The organism is Butyrivibrio sp. AD3002 (assembly GCF_000420905.1).
Taxonomy (GTDB): domain Bacteria; phylum Bacillota; class Clostridia; order Lachnospirales; family Lachnospiraceae; genus Butyrivibrio.
The window spans coordinates 205,781-222,449 of record NZ_ATVV01000002.1; the positions used below are offsets into that span (position 1 = coordinate 205,781).

16 protein-coding genes are annotated in these 16,669 nt (G+C 37.0%); 3 read left to right on the top strand and 13 right to left on the bottom strand.

The genetic code is table 11. From position 1 onward, the window contains the following. Positions 1-203 precede the first annotated feature (203 nt). Positions 204-2,159 (bottom strand): P-loop NTPase fold protein, encoded by a 1,956-nt coding sequence (locus G596_RS0103305; RefSeq protein WP_022760415.1) that lies wholly within the window; start codon positions 2,157-2,159, stop codon positions 204-206. 106 nt (positions 2,160-2,265) lie between these two features. Between G596_RS0103305 and G596_RS26055 the strand changes: the two genes are divergently transcribed. Further along, positions 2,266-2,430 carry an IS66 family transposase gene (locus G596_RS26055; protein ID WP_081646620.1) on the top strand — a complete coding sequence of 55 codons (165 nt, stop codon included), beginning with the start codon at positions 2,266-2,268 and terminating at the stop codon, positions 2,428-2,430. Between the two features lie 24 nt (positions 2,431-2,454). On the opposite strand, the gene G596_RS20690 is transcribed toward G596_RS26055, so the two are convergent. Further along, the gene (locus G596_RS20690) at positions 2,455-2,706 is read right to left on the bottom strand and encodes a hypothetical protein (protein ID WP_049944837.1); all 252 of its coding nucleotides are present in this window, start codon (positions 2,704-2,706) and stop codon (positions 2,455-2,457) included. An 814-nt stretch (positions 2,707-3,520) separates the two neighbouring features. On the opposite strand from G596_RS20690, the gene G596_RS0103315 reads away from it, so the two are divergent. Together G596_RS0103315 and G596_RS26060 are read left to right on the top strand one after the other, a co-directional pair. After that, complete coding sequence (locus G596_RS0103315; RefSeq protein ID WP_155829109.1) at positions 3,521-4,534, top strand: hypothetical protein; 1,014 nt, start codon at positions 3,521-3,523, stop codon at positions 4,532-4,534. Positions 4,535-4,805: 271 nt separating this feature from the next. Then, positions 4,806-5,033 (top strand): IS66 family transposase, encoded by a 228-nt coding sequence (locus tag G596_RS26060; RefSeq protein WP_196805183.1) that lies wholly within the window; start codon positions 4,806-4,808, stop codon positions 5,031-5,033. A gap of 26 nt (positions 5,034-5,059) precedes the next feature. Here the strand turns inward: G596_RS26060 and G596_RS0103325 are convergent, their stop codons facing one another. The 11 genes from G596_RS0103325 to G596_RS0103375 form a co-directional block, all read right to left on the bottom strand. Then, entirely contained in the window at positions 5,060-6,337 is a 1,278-nt protein-coding gene (locus G596_RS0103325) for an SIR2 family protein (protein WP_022760419.1), read from the bottom strand. A 216-nt stretch (positions 6,338-6,553) separates the two neighbouring features. Beyond that, on the bottom strand, positions 6,554-7,624 hold the full coding sequence (gene rfbG, locus G596_RS0103330; protein ID WP_022760420.1) for a CDP-glucose 4,6-dehydratase: 1,071 nt from the start codon (positions 7,622-7,624) through the stop codon (positions 6,554-6,556). 22 nt (positions 7,625-7,646) lie between these two features. Continuing rightward, positions 7,647-8,171 (bottom strand): GtrA family protein, encoded by a 525-nt coding sequence (locus G596_RS20695; protein ID WP_022760421.1) that lies wholly within the window; start codon positions 8,169-8,171, stop codon positions 7,647-7,649. A gap of 148 nt (positions 8,172-8,319) precedes the next feature. Continuing rightward, positions 8,320-9,654 carry a lipopolysaccharide biosynthesis protein RfbH gene (gene rfbH / locus G596_RS0103340; RefSeq protein ID WP_022760422.1) on the bottom strand — a complete coding sequence of 445 codons (1,335 nt, stop codon included), beginning with the start codon at positions 9,652-9,654 and terminating at the stop codon, positions 8,320-8,322. A 68-nt stretch (positions 9,655-9,722) separates the two neighbouring features. Next, a complete protein-coding gene (rfbC, locus tag G596_RS20700; protein ID WP_022760423.1) occupies positions 9,723-10,289 on the bottom strand; it encodes a dTDP-4-dehydrorhamnose 3,5-epimerase in 567 nt (188 codons plus the stop codon). Next, positions 10,286-11,215: an NAD-dependent epimerase/dehydratase family protein gene (locus tag G596_RS0103350; RefSeq protein WP_022760424.1), complete on the bottom strand. Its 930-nt coding sequence runs from the start codon at positions 11,213-11,215 to the stop codon at positions 10,286-10,288. The genes rfbC and G596_RS0103350 overlap by 4 nt, the downstream gene beginning before the upstream one ends. A gap of 3 nt (positions 11,216-11,218) precedes the next feature. Further along, complete coding sequence (gene rfbF, locus G596_RS0103355; protein ID WP_022760425.1) at positions 11,219-12,001, bottom strand: glucose-1-phosphate cytidylyltransferase; 783 nt, start codon at positions 11,999-12,001, stop codon at positions 11,219-11,221. Between the two features lie 52 nt (positions 12,002-12,053). Continuing rightward, the gene (locus tag G596_RS0103360) at positions 12,054-12,866 is read right to left on the bottom strand and encodes a glycosyltransferase (protein ID WP_022760426.1); all 813 of its coding nucleotides are present in this window, start codon (positions 12,864-12,866) and stop codon (positions 12,054-12,056) included. Further along, on the bottom strand, positions 12,859-13,833 hold the full coding sequence (locus G596_RS0103365; protein WP_026671178.1) for a glycosyltransferase family 2 protein: 975 nt from the start codon (positions 13,831-13,833) through the stop codon (positions 12,859-12,861). The genes G596_RS0103360 and G596_RS0103365 overlap by 8 nt, the downstream gene beginning before the upstream one ends. Before the next feature lie 18 nt (positions 13,834-13,851). Continuing rightward, complete coding sequence (locus G596_RS0103370; RefSeq protein ID WP_022760428.1) at positions 13,852-15,432, bottom strand: DUF6056 family protein; 1,581 nt, start codon at positions 15,430-15,432, stop codon at positions 13,852-13,854. Positions 15,433-15,479: 47 nt separating this feature from the next. Further along, positions 15,480-16,649 (bottom strand): MBOAT family O-acyltransferase, encoded by a 1,170-nt coding sequence (locus tag G596_RS0103375; protein WP_242829162.1) that lies wholly within the window; start codon positions 16,647-16,649, stop codon positions 15,480-15,482. Positions 16,650-16,669 lie beyond the last annotated feature (20 nt).

Here is a 16,669-nt window from a genome sequence, read left to right on the forward strand (position 1 = left end):
TGCTGTATGAACTTATACAGATTCACGTATTCATACTTTCCCCATGTTATACTTCACCCGGATTCCATCTCTTTATTTCAAAATACACCTTTAGAACACTATCCTTCAGATCAAGTATCCCTACAGAATTGTTATATGTGATATACGGACTACTACTGTTTTAGACGATAATAAAGCTTGACCGACTGCAATAATTGCTCTTTTTAAGCTTCCTCTTGCTTCTCTTCATCATCGCTGAGCCTTACAAGAATATCGTCTATGGCACCGATCAATGTGTCTTTTGCACATTGATCAGTAATTCCATCACTCAGGAAATCCCCTTCTTTTATTTTTTGATTCAATTCTTCCAGATATACCCTATCTTGTTTAAAAATATCGCTAACGTCAGCAAAATTGTATATCTCTTTTATCCCTTGAGTAATCTTATATATCTCCTCTCTGCTGGATTTTTTTATCATTTCCACTATCATATCGACGCCAACGTATCCCACAAAGCACTTTTCTTCAGCAAAGAATTGCTTCTGCCTACTACAATAGTCCCTAAAAGACTGTGCATCATCAAACTTTTTCGCTATATTATCCTTCCCCAATGACAAGTTATGTTGCTTTGCTTCTTCCTCCAGTGGTTTATAAATCCTTAAAAACTCAGCCCTATCATCTTCTTCAACAAATTCCCTGCTAATAGTATTAAACTCTATCTCATCTTCACATGTTAATAATTGATCATGCATGTATTTTCCTACTTCATTCAGATTTCCATCGTATAGCCCAAGCCTCTTGAAAAATATCAAATCTTCTAATATCTGAGGAAAATCATAGAACGAATATAATCCTTCCGCCAATTCGCTTATTACTTCGGAAATAAAAGTTTTAACTTCATCGTCAGATAACGAGCGCCATTCAGCCAACTTACGTAGATGTTTTCGCTCATCTAACTCATACTGTTTCAATAATTCCTCGTTTCTTTTGAACGCTTCAATTAGTTCCTTACTGGATTGATAAAATGCAATTTTATTCCATCTGGAACCAATTACCCATTCATCTATAAAGCGATGCGCCAGAATCTTATCAAAGGGAGATTTCTTTCTCACTATTCTCTTAGCATACGAGTTGGGTTCCCAACCTGTTGCAAAAGAAATATTGTTCATATCCATGCATATGCAATAAATACTATAAATTAGATAATTATCAAGTATGCTATCATAATACACATGGGAATTATATTCTCTGTGCAATTCATCATATATTTTTTTAAATTTTCTAATCCAACAACCTACGATTCTGTAGTTAATATCGTTCCCACATAGCAGAAATTTATCAAGAATAAACTTTTGCTTTGCAATAAGGCAATTTTTGTAATCACCTTTACTAATAGCACAAAACAAATCATTAAGAGTCTCTTCTGTACTTGGCGTATAATAAAGTGTATTACCTATTACCTTTTCTTTAATATCTCTATAAATATAATTTTCCGAATATACTTCTTCACATAATTTTTTTAATCCTTCAAAAGTCAGGCATTCTTTCGATATATTAGTTTTGTCTTCATCTTTAGTGATTACTTTCCTACCACCACTCAAAACCGTTAGATACTTATTCTCTAAATTTGTATTCGCATACATCTTGCCAATATTCTTCTCATCAGCAAGTAAAATGACCTTGCAATTGCAATGTTCAGTTAAATTATCAATAAACCCAAACAACTCATTTATCTGAATATTTGATCTTTCCAAATCATCAAAACAGATTACCATATCTCCGGCTTTGAGCATCTTCCTTATTTTTCCAAAGAGGTCCTCTAACTTAACGCCCACTCCGTTGGATGAAAAAGAAATTGACTTGCTCAATATACTGGCAACTCCATCTGCTGTCTTTATCACTTGTTTGGCATTCTTCTCATTATTCCATTCTGAAGTCATAAAGCTGATTATTACTTCTTTGGATAAATCTTCAACAGATTTTATTCCATATAACGAAATATAGAAATTTTTTCTTCTCTTGTTTTTCCCTGCCTCCAGCTTAGTAATTTCATCAGCCAAATAATGCTTATAAAGGTGAGTCTTACCACATCCCCATATTCCACTTATCATTATTGCACTATTTGAAGTATCGTCCTGTAAATATTCTATTACCTGACTTATTATCTCGTCTCTGTTCATACCTCTTATTCCCCCAAAATTATTAAAATAGTATTTTTATCTCCATGCCGTTCCATCTCCATATGTCCTAAAGCACACGGCATGTGCAACCGCGCCACCAGCTTTAATTCCGCACAGCTTTGCCACGCCCTCTCTTATCGCTTTTGTGGGATATCAGAAATATCAGATGGGAGTACCGAACTACCGACTTGAAAAGCACTTTGAACGTAAAGGAATACTCATATCAAGGGCTTGTATGGCAAGCTGGCTCATATGGACCGCTGAAACCTAAAGTCCCGTCATTTTATACCAAGGATTATGTCGGGACAGGTACTTCCATAAGCTCATAGAGCTTACGTTGTTTATTAGTTATTTCAGACAGATGATGGGCTTTGCCGGGCTGCTGGTAGTATTCGATGACATCCAGCTCGTCAAGCAGTGGCTGCATTGTGTAGTCGCTGAACAGGCCATTTTCATCCATCTGCTTTTTGATATAAGACATCAGCTGTAGTGCTATGAACTGCACGAAGAGCTTGCCTTCAAAGTTTTCCTCTGATGCGACAGACATCCTGCGCATTGAAAAACAGTGGTGCCTGTCACCGTGAAAATTTTGCTTTTTCTGTTTAACCAATGAATTGTAAACCATTGAATATAATGATGCAAGCCGATGTAAGAACCAGTTGTTCTCTTGAGGTGTATCGACTGCTTTGTGCTAATCTCAAGAACGGTACTTACTTTTTTTTCATATGTTAACAGAAAGCGAAGCACTGTCTATTTGATTATTATGATATGTTTAATATGATATAATACTTCCTAACAATGCCTAAATGTATAATCTGCCGCATAATAGCGACTACAATATTGGAGTGTTGATAACTATGAGGTTTGAGAACAAAACAACCAACAAATCATTCTTGATCATACTTTCGTTATGTCTTTTAATCCTACTATATGGCTATGTTGGGTTTAACAGCTATGGTTATGATGATGAGTTTTATACTATTGCTGATGTCGAATCATATCCCACGATAATTGAACAGATTCAGATTAATAACTCGGTGGATATTCATCCCCCGGGGAGTTACATTGTGTGCTTGATACTTTGGAAGATGACAAACAATTGGCATTTGGTGCGTTTGATCAGTGGAGTGATAAATGCTATTGCTATATGGGCATTTTGGAGGTTGGTGATCTGTGGTAGGGTGATCAGCAAGAATGGTGATTCCATTGCTATCATTTATTCTTATATTGTAACCTGTCTTAATCCGTCAATTTTAATGTGGGGGACAAGTATAAGGTGGTTTACATACGTGATACCTTGCGTATGTCTGTTGGGGATACTATTTTGCTATCCGCCTCGCAGTAGTGCTGTTTTCTGGGCGATGAATTTCGGTATATATCTGTGGATGTTTTATCTTGAAAACACTACAGCAATAATTATTGTGACTTCTTTTCTTATAACACTGTACCACAGAAGGGATTTGTTTGCGCGGGAGCTTAAGATAATTGCTGGATTTGGGGCAATCACGCTGATATTGGCGCTTCATCAGATATATATTTTCTTTACAGTAAGAATTGGTAATTTCGGAGTTGACAGGGCTCAAAGTGGGATTATCAGTGGGATCATTTATGGTGCGGAGAATATCTTGTGCGGACAGGCGGTTATGCCGGTTTCATTTTGGGGTATTGTTTTAATTCTTGCGAATCTTATTCTGTTTACTGTATTTATTATTAACGTCAAAAATGTTCTAGCCAATGATTTGGATAAGACTTTTTTGGCGTCATACTTGTGCTATATGGTTACGGGGCTGGGTGCGCTGCGAAATTATTCCAGTTTGTTTTCGCTTCAGGGTTATTTCATGTCAGATGTGTTCTGTAAGATTAAGAAGAATTGGGTAAGGTATTGTGTACTGTTTCTGACCATAGTGGGTACTTGTGGCGGTATATACAATGCAGCGTTTCATGTTAATACCACTAAGAAGCAATGGAACATGCCATTTGGTGAGGCTATAGATTACATTCACGAGAATACTGATTCCATAGAGAACACCCTAGTTCTATCAAAAGATTCTGTATTGCTCTATTACCTGAGAGAAGAAGGTTATAATACGGTATTATTTGAAGGGTACCAGCAGTTTGAGCAGCAGAGGCTGAATCCGGATTGGGAAAATGTGTTTGATGATTGGAATGGGACAATAATAGCTGTTAAGACATTTGAGCCCTCCGGTCGCCATGATCCGTATTATGAAAGGTATCTGGAGAAGATTGCAGAGTTGGAAGGCTCTGCAGAGTGTGTTCAGCTTGGGAACGATAAATTTGCCTGGTTTAAGAAGTTGATGGATCCGAATATTGAGGATTGGGAGATGAAGATATATACGTTTAGCGTTCAGGAATGATGATATTTTCATCAATATTTTATGTGTGGCTTTTGGTTAGCTTGTAACCTTCAGTCAATCCCTAGGAATTCGCTGATCTGCCTCTTCGTAAACTCATACATATCTTCACCACCATTCCAAGCTTTATACCAAGCAACTGTCTGAGCGATAGCGTTGTCCACATGCCATACTGGCTCCCAGCCAAAGGTTGCTCTTGCCTTTGCACAATCAAGCTTAAGGAAGCTCGCTTCATGGAACAGTGGTGCCTGTCACCGCTCAAAATCAATCATCTGTGTATGGAACTGATAAGCCCCTGATCCTGTATGAGTACCAACCATCACGCGGAGGCTATAACTGCCGCAACTTCCTTGGAGCAGATTTCTCAGGATACCTGATGACTGACGGCTTCTCCGGATACAATAAGATGGAGAATGCAAAACGGCTTACATGTGCAGACCACGTGAGACGGAAGTGGTTCGAAGCGATCAGAAATAAATCCGGGCCTCTGAACTATGAATAGTACCATTGTATACTTTACAATAATTTTCATTTATAAAATCTCACAACGTGATCCATATATTTTTCAACAACTGTCTTTAACCCGCAAGTATACAGCCCTGCCATCCCATCATCTGAGTAGTAACCACCCTCAACCTGATCAAACTTGACTTTACAAAACCATGCCTGGTCTTTGAACATCAACTCAGTAAATATCGTCATCTCTGGCGGACTAAATGGGGGTTCTATCATCGGCTGCCAATCATTTTCATTTGCTTTCGTAATCAAAAGCACTTTCCTTTGATCAAAATTCTCACATTGATATCTCCAAAGCATACTATTAACATACTTGTCCAGAAAACCATATCCAACAATCAGCAATTTATCATTTGAAGTCAAAGCTTTATAAAAATGATGCTCATATTCCATAAGTGGGTTCCATAGAAGCTTATCCGTCTTCATTAAGCCCGTGATAATGTTGGCTCTGATAAGAGACTCGCCAGCTTGGTTGGCTGAATTTGACTTTGCAGATCTTAATCTATAGCCACTTGCAGCATTATAATCCAAATACTTATATAAGCATTCCTGGTCATCCGTATATGCAAAGCGATTCACCTCACCACGCTTAAAGTCTGCATCTCCCATGAGAACGGAACCATGCAAATGTGCTATAGTATTCTTGCCCTTCTCACAAGCTTTCCTATAATCATCTATAGAAAACCGTTGCAATTTGTCGTATCCGGATACTAGTCTAAAACCATCTTCATATGATTTCAAACTTTGTTCACACCATGTATCATAGTTCAGGTTAAAGATATTGAGTGTATATTCCTTTTCTAATTCCTGCAAGAAATCTTTAAAATATCCAGACTTCTCATCAAACTGTTCACAGTACTCAGCAATTATATCGTTAATCACATTTATCATCTTATTTGCCGAAGATATAATACTCAGATAATCAATATCAGAAAACCTATTCTTAAACTTTGTAAATACCTTATAGGCTGATGTATATCGCTTAACTGATGAATCCAATGTATATCCTGCCAATAATTCCAGAACATGAAATATATCCTCAAAATTCACATAATTTGTTATAACGTTTAAGTTGGCTTTGCTGTACACTTTATAGTTTGGATCGTTCTTTCCAAACCTCTCCCAATAAAACTTGCAGATATAATCTACTACAGATTGACTTTTATCCGGAGCGATCTTATACCTTTTACACTCCTTAATTACTCGCCGTGTTATAGAACTCGTTGACAATCTTGTCGCTTCAAACACAGCTCCTGCACCTAAAAGAATTGTTATTCTTTGCTTACTCATATTACTACACTCTCTAATATCAATTAGCTACCCACACCATTCAAGATTTTTAGTGCATATCCAGCAATCAGATGTTTTTCAGCCAATTCTATACATGGCTAAATCGCTTCAATAATTATGAGATTGATCACTTTGTCTACTAATCTTTATTATCATAGTAATATATATCAATTACTTTTGATTTCTCAATAAGTAACTTCAGAACATCCCTAACTGTTATAACCCTATAAACTCCCTGATCTGCTTCTTTGTGAACTCCTTCATATTCTCGCCATTATTCCATGCCTTGTACCATGCAACAGTCTCGCGGATGGCTTCATCAACGTGCCATACAGGCTCCCATCCGAATGTAGAACGAGCCTTGGAACAATCAAGTTTAAGAAAACTTGCCTCGTGAGGAGCGTTCTCTTCTGCCATATTTTTCCAGTTAGCTGTATCTCCCCAATATTTAACAAATGAATCAGCAAGTACACCTGTATTTATACAATCTTCATCACGAGGTCCAATATTGTAATAATCTGCATACTTCTTATCTTCTGCCTGTTCCATGGCAATCATAAGGTAAGCAGCAAGTGGCTCAAGTACATGCTGATAAGGCCTTGTGGAATAAGGATTACGCACAATTATACTCTCACCTTTTATTGTTGCACGAACACAGTCAGGAACTATACGGTCATTTGCAAAGTCTCCGCCACCAATTACATTTCCTGCACGGGTAGTAGAAATTGCCGGAGAATCTGCCTCAGAGAAAAATGATTTTTTATATGAATGAGTCACAAGTTCCGAGCAACTCTTCGAATTTGAATAAGGATCATAACCATCAAGCTTCTCATCTTCTTTAAAGCCATGATTCTCAAGGTCATTATTCTCATAAACCTTATCTGTAGTAACATTCAAGAATGAAATAGCACCGGGGTGCTTACGAAGACACTCAAGTATGTTCACGGTTCCCATCACGTTGGTCTCATATGTATATCGAGGTTCCTTGTATGAATCACGAACAATTGGCTGAGCCGCCAGATGAAGAACAACATCAGGATTTGCCTCTTCATAAGCTTTCTCGAGCGCATCAATCTCTCTAATATCACCTATAACATGATGCACATCATCTGCAAGCCCGAGTATCTCAAAAAGATCCGGATGTGTATTAGGTTCAAGTGAATATCCATATACATCTGCACCAAGCATCTGTAACATTACACATAGCCAGCTTCCCTTAAATCCGGTGTGACCTGTAAGAAAAACTCTCTTTCCATTATAGAAACTCTTCATCTTGTTAAATTCCATCTCTATCTCTCCTTCAAAAATACTATTTCTCTGCCTTAAATGCCCAAAACTTGTTAATAATGAAATTAACCGGCACACTTATTAACAGATTGATAATCGGTGCTATAAATTCAGACACATGAAATACTTGAACCCATAAAACCATCAAAATGCTGTTTAAAAATAATCCGGTAAATGAATATGAAATATATGTCTTAACAAGAGCTTTCCATATATTTCTGCTTTGCCCTTCCTCTATAACAAACACCATCTTGTTGTTCCAGTAAAAAGACCAAAGTACACTCAAAACAAATGCTATTACTGTTGCTATAAGATAATCGTACCCTGCAAATATACCTAGCACTCTCATTGCAAGTAATGAAAATGTGTAAAGCAGATAAGAAATAACCGTGTTGCTCACACCAACTATTCCAAATTTCACGAATTGCATAAGCGTTTCATGAATTGAATCGGTATATTCCTTACCCACAATCTTAAATAAAAATCGGAACACTGCACCCGTTATTATCTCAATTATATTCCAAATAATATTGCTTTCCTTGTTCACAAATAAACTCTCTATACTTTCCTAAAACTCACACAAAGTCTCTATATTCAAGGCTCACTACTTATAAAATGCATTTCCTCATAAACACACTTTAAGGTCAGGCACATAATGCCTGACCTTATTATCTTATAACAGAGCCAAAACCAAATTACTTTATAGCCTCAAGAATCGTCTTAGCCATATATGAAAGCTTTTCATCAGTCATTCCGGGATATACACCTACCCAAAAGCTGTTTGCCATGATACGGTCTGTATTCTCAAGGTCTCCTACTACTCTGAATCCCTCGCCGGTTGCACGCATCTCATCAAAGCAAGGATGCTTAATAAGATTACCTGCAAAAAGCATACGAGTCTGAATTCCATGGCTCTCTACATAATCAACAACCTTATTTCTATCAACACCATCCTTGCAGGTCATGATAAATCCGAACCAGCTGGGATCTGCATTCTCTGTAGCAACAGGAAGAATAAGCTTGTCCTCTGCACCTCCCTTAACCAGAAGATCTTTTAAGAAGTTGAAGTTATACTTTCTTCTCTCAACAAATGAAGGGAACTTATCGAGCTGAGCACAACCAATTGAAGCCTGAAGGTCTGTAGCCTTAAGGTTATATCCAAAGTGTGAATATACATACTTATGGTCATAACCAAGAGGAAGTTCTCCATACTGTTTATCAAAACGATGTCCGCAAAGATTATCGCAGCCTGAAGGACATACACAATCGCGTCCCCAATCACGGAAGGATCTTGCAATCTTGTTAAGAAGGGGATTATCTGTATAAACCGCACCACCTTCGCCCATCGTCATATGGTGCGGAGGATAGAAACTGCTTGTACCGATGTCACCAATTGTACCGGTAAACTTCTTTACTCCATTAATCTCATACTGACTGCCAAGAGCGTCACAGTTATCCTCTATGAGCCATAAATTATGTTTATCACAGAACTCCTTAACAGCCTTAAGATCAAAAGGATTGCCAAGAGTATGAGCTATCATTATAGCCTTTGTCTTATCTGAAAGTGCCTTTTCAAGCTCATTAACATCGATATTGTAACCAGGGATAGTAACGTCCACAAACACCGGAACAGCACCATACTGAATAATAGGTGTAACAGTAGTGGGAAAACCAGCCGCAACAGTTATAACCTCATCACCTCTATTAACTCTTCTGTCTCCCAGAAGAGGAGAAGTAAGCGTCATAAATGCCACAAGGTTTGCAGATGAACCGGAATTAACCAATGAGCAGAACTTTACTCCAAGATACTTTGCAAGCTTTGCCTCAAACTCATCTGTGTATCTTCCGGATGTAAGCCAAAATTCAAGCGCACTATCCACAAGATTTACCATTTCCTTTTCATCATAAACACGTGACGCGTAAGAAATGCGATCACCCTCATGAAACTCTTTGTTCTGATTATGGTAGTTCTTAGCATAATCTGCTACCAAATCAAGTATTTGTTTCTTAGCTTCTTCCTGTGTTGACATTAAAATCTCCTTATCAAAATAAATCTCAAATATTACTTTACCAGAACTTCTTTATAACATATTTGCTTTTAAAAGTCACTCATGGGATTCTGTTCATACTCTGCAATACTCATAAGTGCCATATCCCTATTTGAATGTATAGCTACATCCTCATGAACCGGCCAAGTGATACCAATAGCATGCTCATCAAATCTTATTCCTGTATCAGTTGCTGCATCATATGCACCATCGCACTGATACATCATGATTGTGCCATCCTCAAGAGATGCAAAACCATGACCAAATCCCCTCGGAACATACACAGCCTTATGATTCTCAGCACTCAATTCCACCGCTTCCCATTTCTTGTATGTCGGACTACCAATCCTAAGATCCACTATTACATCCCATGCTCTTCCGGCGACTACCGTTACCAGCTTAGCCTGCGGATTATGTGTCTGAAAATGTAATCCTCTTATTACATTCTTAGCAGAAGTTGAGACAAATGTTTCATTTAATAAAAACTCAATTCCTGCCTCCTCATAAATATCTTTCTCAAAAGTCTTGGTAAACCCTCCGCGAAGATCTCCCACAGAAAAAGCTTCAATACAAAAAGCTCCTTCCAAGCTCATGGGAACAAATTTAAAACCACTCATAAATTGTCTGCCTCCTTAATCCAAGCAGCTGTATTCTTAATTCCCTCCGTAAAAGACACAGAAGGCACAAATCCCGTGTCATTTTTTATGGCATAGATATCAAACTCATCATATCCAAGTGATACTCCACCAAATGGAATATCTCCAAGCCCAATCTCTGCAGTAGGATCAACCGCATCTCTAAGCTCTATTAAAAACTCCTTCAGAGGCTTTGGTGAAAGGCTTCCGACGTAGTATGTACCATTATTCTTGCCTTTTTCTCCTATTGCCACAAACGCTTTCACAGCATCATCAATATAGATAAAATCATACATCTGTTCTCCAGGAGAAAATGCACAATGCTCTTTTCTTAACAGCTTTCTAATACTTGTATTAACAAGTCTGGGGCTTGTTTCACCCGGACCGTAAATATTTGAAATAACAGTCCTCATGTACTCAACATCTAAACTTGCTGCTATAGTTCTAGCCATATAATCGGCAGCTATTTTAGCGCTGGAATAAAGCGTATTGATTCCCGGACTATCCATAGTCTCCATCAGAGCCGATATCTCGTATTCCATAATGCTTGATGCAAAAATGAATCTCTTACAACTCATATCACTGCATGCACGCACGGTATCACAAGTGTATCTAACATTATTCACCTGCACTACATCATCACCTCTAAGCGGTCCTGCACTTCCAACCCAGGCAAGATGATAAAAGGCATCCACATCTCTATCTTCAACATAATCTGCCAAATTCCTAAAATCCGAAAGATCACAATACACAATCTTTAATCCCGGCAAATCCTTAATAGCAGTTATATTCTCTTCTTCGTTCCTGATAATAGCTATTACTTCAATTCCCTGTGATGTAAGTTCTTCACATAACTTACTACCAATGAAACCATTTGCTCCTGTCACAATTACTTTACGTAAACTCAATTCTTATTCCTCCCACAACTTCCAGGGTGCTTTTCCTTCATCCCAAAGCTTTTCTATCTGCTGCTTTTCTCTAAGAGTATCCATACACTGCCAATATCCCTTGTGGACATATCCTGCAAGCTGTTTATCTCTAACAAGGCCTTCCAAAGGAGCCTTCTCGAAAGGAGTAGTATCCCCATCGATATAATCAAATATCTTCGGCTCCATAACCATAAATCCTATATTTATATAATCGCCATCTGACTGTGATTTCTCTCTGAAAGAATCAATTATTCCATCATTTCCAAGTTCAACGACACCCTTATTCTGTCCAAAATTGTACATAGATATTGTGCCTATCTTACCCTGTTTTTTATGGAATTCCAAAAGCTTATTGATATCAACATCACCTACAGCATCTCCATATGTGAGCATAAAAGGCTCATCACCGACAAAACTCTTTATACGTTTTATGCGTCCACCGGTCTGAGTGTTAAGTCCTGTATCAACTACAGTAATTTTCCAATCTTCTGTTCTTCTTTTATGAACAATTATATCTGACTTGCCATCTGTATAGTCAAATGTAATATCTGATGTATGAAGGAAATAATCAGCAAACCATTCCTTTATGACGTGCTGCTTATATCCTGCACATATGATAAATTCATTAAAACCAAATGAACTGTATATTTTCATAATATGCCAAAGCATCGGCTTTCCGCCAATTTCAATCATCGGCTTAGGCTTAAACTCAGACTCTTCTGCAATTCTTGTTCCAAAACCACCTGCTAAAATAACTACTTTCATAAAAAAAATCCCTCTCTGTAATTTCTTAATTGAGTGTCATACAAACCAATACTTATCTGCTCTTCATTCGCATATATAGATATCTTGCAACATTTCTACCGGTCAACATACCTTTATGCACAACTTCGTCAAAAATATTTATATCTATCAGTCCGCTTTCTTTCAGATTCTTTATCATCTGATCATCATCATTCATAATCTTTGAGAGCTTGGTTCGTGCAGTTACATTATTCATAGAAATCCTGTACTTTGTAAGAGGCTCATAAATATATGCCACCTTTCCAAATACAGCAAGACGCACCCAAAATTCCCAGTCTGTCACATAATACAGATTTGTAGAAAATTCTCCGGCCTTTTCAAGCAAAGATCTCTTAAACATAATATTCGAGGGCTCTCCAAAAATATTTCCTCTATGAAGCGACTTTTTGGCATACCTTCTTCCATCAAGGACAACATTTCTCCAAAACCTGTTTCTTCTCATTACTAGCTCGTCATTCTCGTTTATTATATCTGTAGAGCTAGTTACCAGAACAATATCCTTTTTAGATTCAACAGCCTTCATCTTCTTTTCTACACAACTTCGCCTAAGCTTATCATCAGCACAAAGAAAATGTATGTATTCTCCCTTGGCTTTCTTCAAGCACTCGTTCCAGTTACCAGCCATACCAAGATTTGTCTCATTCTCGTACAGTACTATCCTATCATCATTAATTCCCTTAACAATATCTACTGTCTTATCTGTGGAATGGTTGTCAATAACTACTATCTCGATATCCTGATAAGTCTGATTTAGCGCAGACTGTATTGTATCCCTTATAGTATCTTCGCCATTAAAAACAGGAATACATATCGAAACCTTACTCATCTGCTTCTCCGTTCTGCCTCTCATCACCAATATATTTCTCAACGATATATCTTGGTCTATGCTTAGTCTCTAAATATATCTTACCAACATATTCCCCAATAACACCCAGTGAGATCATTACGAGGCCACCAATTGCCCAAACTGAAACAACGGTTGTTGTCCATCCGGGAATAGTTTTTCCTAAAAAATTGCCAATAATACAATACACCAAAACTACAATACTTACAAAAAATATAATAAAACCGGTCATCGATATCATCTTTATCGGTTTTGTACTTAACGATGTAATTCCCTCCATAGCAAAATGGAGCATTTTCTTCAATGGATATTTACTCTCACCGGCAAATCTCTCCGCACGGTCATAATAAACTTTGTCTGTCTTGTACCCAACCAATGGAACAAGTCCTCTTAAAAACAAATTCACTTCTTTAAACTCTGCAAGTGCGTCCAAAGCACGCTTACTCATCAGTCTATAGTCTGCATGATTATATTCTATATCCGCGCCAAACAAGCTCATCATCTTATAAAAGCTCTGTGCAGTAAACCTCTTAAAAAAAGTATCTGTTTTTCTCTCTGCACGAACTCCATACACGATGTCTGCACCTTGTTCATATTTTTCAAGCATCTCATCTATGGCATCTATATCATCCTGAAGATCTACATCCATGGAAATCACAGCATCGCCTATCTGACGAGCAATCATAAGCCCTGCCAAAAGAGCATTCTGATGTCCCATGTTTTTCGAAAGACAAAGTCCTTGAAATAATGGATTCTCATTATGTAGCGCAGCGATAATATCCCAAGTAGAATCCTTGGAACCATCATTAACAAAAAGTATTCTGCTATCCCCTGAAATTTTTTCAGTTCTACAAAGAAATTCCATCTTTTCCTTTAATCGTTTTGCTGTCTCCGGAAGAACCTCTTCCTCGTTATAACACGGTAGTACACACACTAATCTATCCATCATAACCCCACTTTAATAATCCTATTGACTTGAAAGGATCTCACTTACATCTTTCCATACAATTTTTACATCTGCCGGAATATTATAATACTCTTTCATCCAAACGTCAGTATTCTCAAATCCCTCATCACACGACATCATACCTCGTCCCAGTTGATTATCATAATTCAACAAATATATCTCATCTGAATTACCATTATAGTTCCTCAGAATACTCCTATTCATCGAATCCGCAAAAAAGTTTTTCTCATACTTATAATACACACTGGCCATGTTTCGTAATCCCACAATAAGCGCAATTGTCACAACGCAGAAAAGTACCTGTTTTACTACCTTGGTATTCCTTATTAAAATTTGAAATAAGAGATTAATAAAAAGCACTGACAAAAAAACATACGGGATGCATTGTCTAAGCGAAAATGTAGGCGCTATCAGCAAGCAATATACCGAAGATATAGCTGCCATCATAATCGGTATAAACTCAGGAATTTTATAAATTAAGAAAACTTCTACGATAACGACGCACAGCACAACATGGAATACGAAAAAAGATGACAAAACTATTTTTTTATCTATCACAATATTCGTAAATGCTTCAATTATCTTTACTACCACGCAAGGTGCCATGAGAAATAATTCGATAGCCCATGCTACAACATTCATTTTATTAACCAGAGAAAAAAGTGCCACCATTCCAAAAATAGCTAGCAGTAAATTAAACCAAAGCATATCTCCATGGTTTAATAACTTTAGCAATAAATCAAAACTGTGCCCGATTCTTTCCACAAAAGGCAACTCCACATATTCAGTATTCGTACCCATACGCGCAAAATTGCCCGGAGCTAATATCATCAATGCTAGCAGCAGCAGAGAAGAGACTATAATAAATATATTTCCTTTCCACTTGGTTCCCCAAATAAGGTCCACACCTGCTCTAAACAACACCCATACGAAAAAACCTCCTCCAAGCTGTTCTTGAGATAGTATCGTCAACGGTAAAAATATTATCAGCATCCACCAATCCTTAAAGGTAATCGTATCTCCACTCTGCACTTTTCTTATAAGTAATTCATAAAAATATACAGAGCAAACGAACGGAAGTAAGGGCCACACATAAAGCACCGAAGCAGATGCCCAATAATACCCATTTGATAATGTATCACCCTTTATAAGCCCATATCCTGCGATAAAAACCAAGGCTGCCAGAATTTTATTTGTCTCTTTATAATATAGTTTTAACAGCTTAACAGAAACTATATAGGTAAGAATAATAATAACAGCCTGTACTAACATAAACAGATGCGGGCCATTCTTTTGGAGCGGAATCAGCATAAGCGCATAAATAACCCTTCCACTCCAGTTTTTATAAATAAATGCAGCCCATTGCAAAATATCTTTTACACTATAGTTTGTACCTTCAATATTACTTGAATCATATGCATAACTTAGAGAAGAATTACCAAAATCATCAAAATACATTCCTACCAAATGATGCTGCATAATCAAATAAAAAAGGAACAAACTAAAAATGACAATAACACAAGCATTATCACAAATATATTTCTTTACCTTATTTACACATCTCTTATCATCTAATTTCATATCATAATACTCCAACCCTTTAGAGACAAATATATCACATACAACCATTAGAATTTAACATATATAAACGGATTATACGAAAGCCCGGCTAGATAAATAATGCTTATTCCAAACAAAATCAAATAGCCTCCATACGCAATTACCTTAGGAATCCTGCATCCCATAATCTTTTTATATACAGGACATGAAAAAGTAAGTGCTATTATAACCATAACGTAATACCATGAATTAAGTTTCAATATAACAGGTTCTACTGCAAAATTTTCAAAGTTGAATGAAAACATATTTTTAATGTAGTTAATAGCAATGCCTATATTATCTGCTCTGAAAAACACCCATCCAATAATAACCACTATTAGCGAGTAAACATGTCCTATTACGCATGGTACTTTCTTCAGTAACTTGCCAAATCCAAGTCTTTCTATGAACATGAAAAAACCATGGTACAAGCCCCATATAATAAATTGCCATGCCGATCCATGCCATATTCCGGTTAATAAAAAAATAACCCATAAATTGAGATATGTTCTTGCTTTTCCTTTTCTATTGCCGCCAAGAGGAATATACACATAATCTCTAAACCATGTAGAAAGTGATATATGCCATCTTCTCCAAAACTCCTGGATACTTGATGAAATATAAGGATAATTGAAATTCTCATTAAAGTGGAAACCGAATATCAATCCAAGTCCAATTGCCATATCTGAATATCCGGAAAAATCATAATAAATCTGTAAAGTATATGATACAGCCCCAAGCCAGGCATATGCCGAATTAAAAATTCCCGGCAATCCAAACACTGCATCAGCCATTTCTCCCATAGCACTTGCCAAAAATACTTTTTTGGCAAAACCTATTATAAATCTTTTTACACCCTCTTCAGCCATTTCCAGTGTTGTGCTTCTATTTTCAATTTCTATATTTACATCACTATACCTAACAATAGGCCCAGCCATCATTCGAGGAAACATCATTACATACAATGCAAATCTAAAAATATTCTTTTGGGGAATAACCTGCCCCCTATATACATCAATAACATATGACATTATCTGAAAGGTAAAAAACGATATTCCTATCGGAAGTGCAATTGAGGGTAAACCAAACGAGAACTCATTTCCGCTCGTCTTCGTTATCATGCCTTCTATACTGGATGCTAAAAAATTCAAGTATTTAAAAAATACAAGATTCAGCAAATCCAAAACAAGTGCAATCAAAAACCAAACTCTCTTTTTCC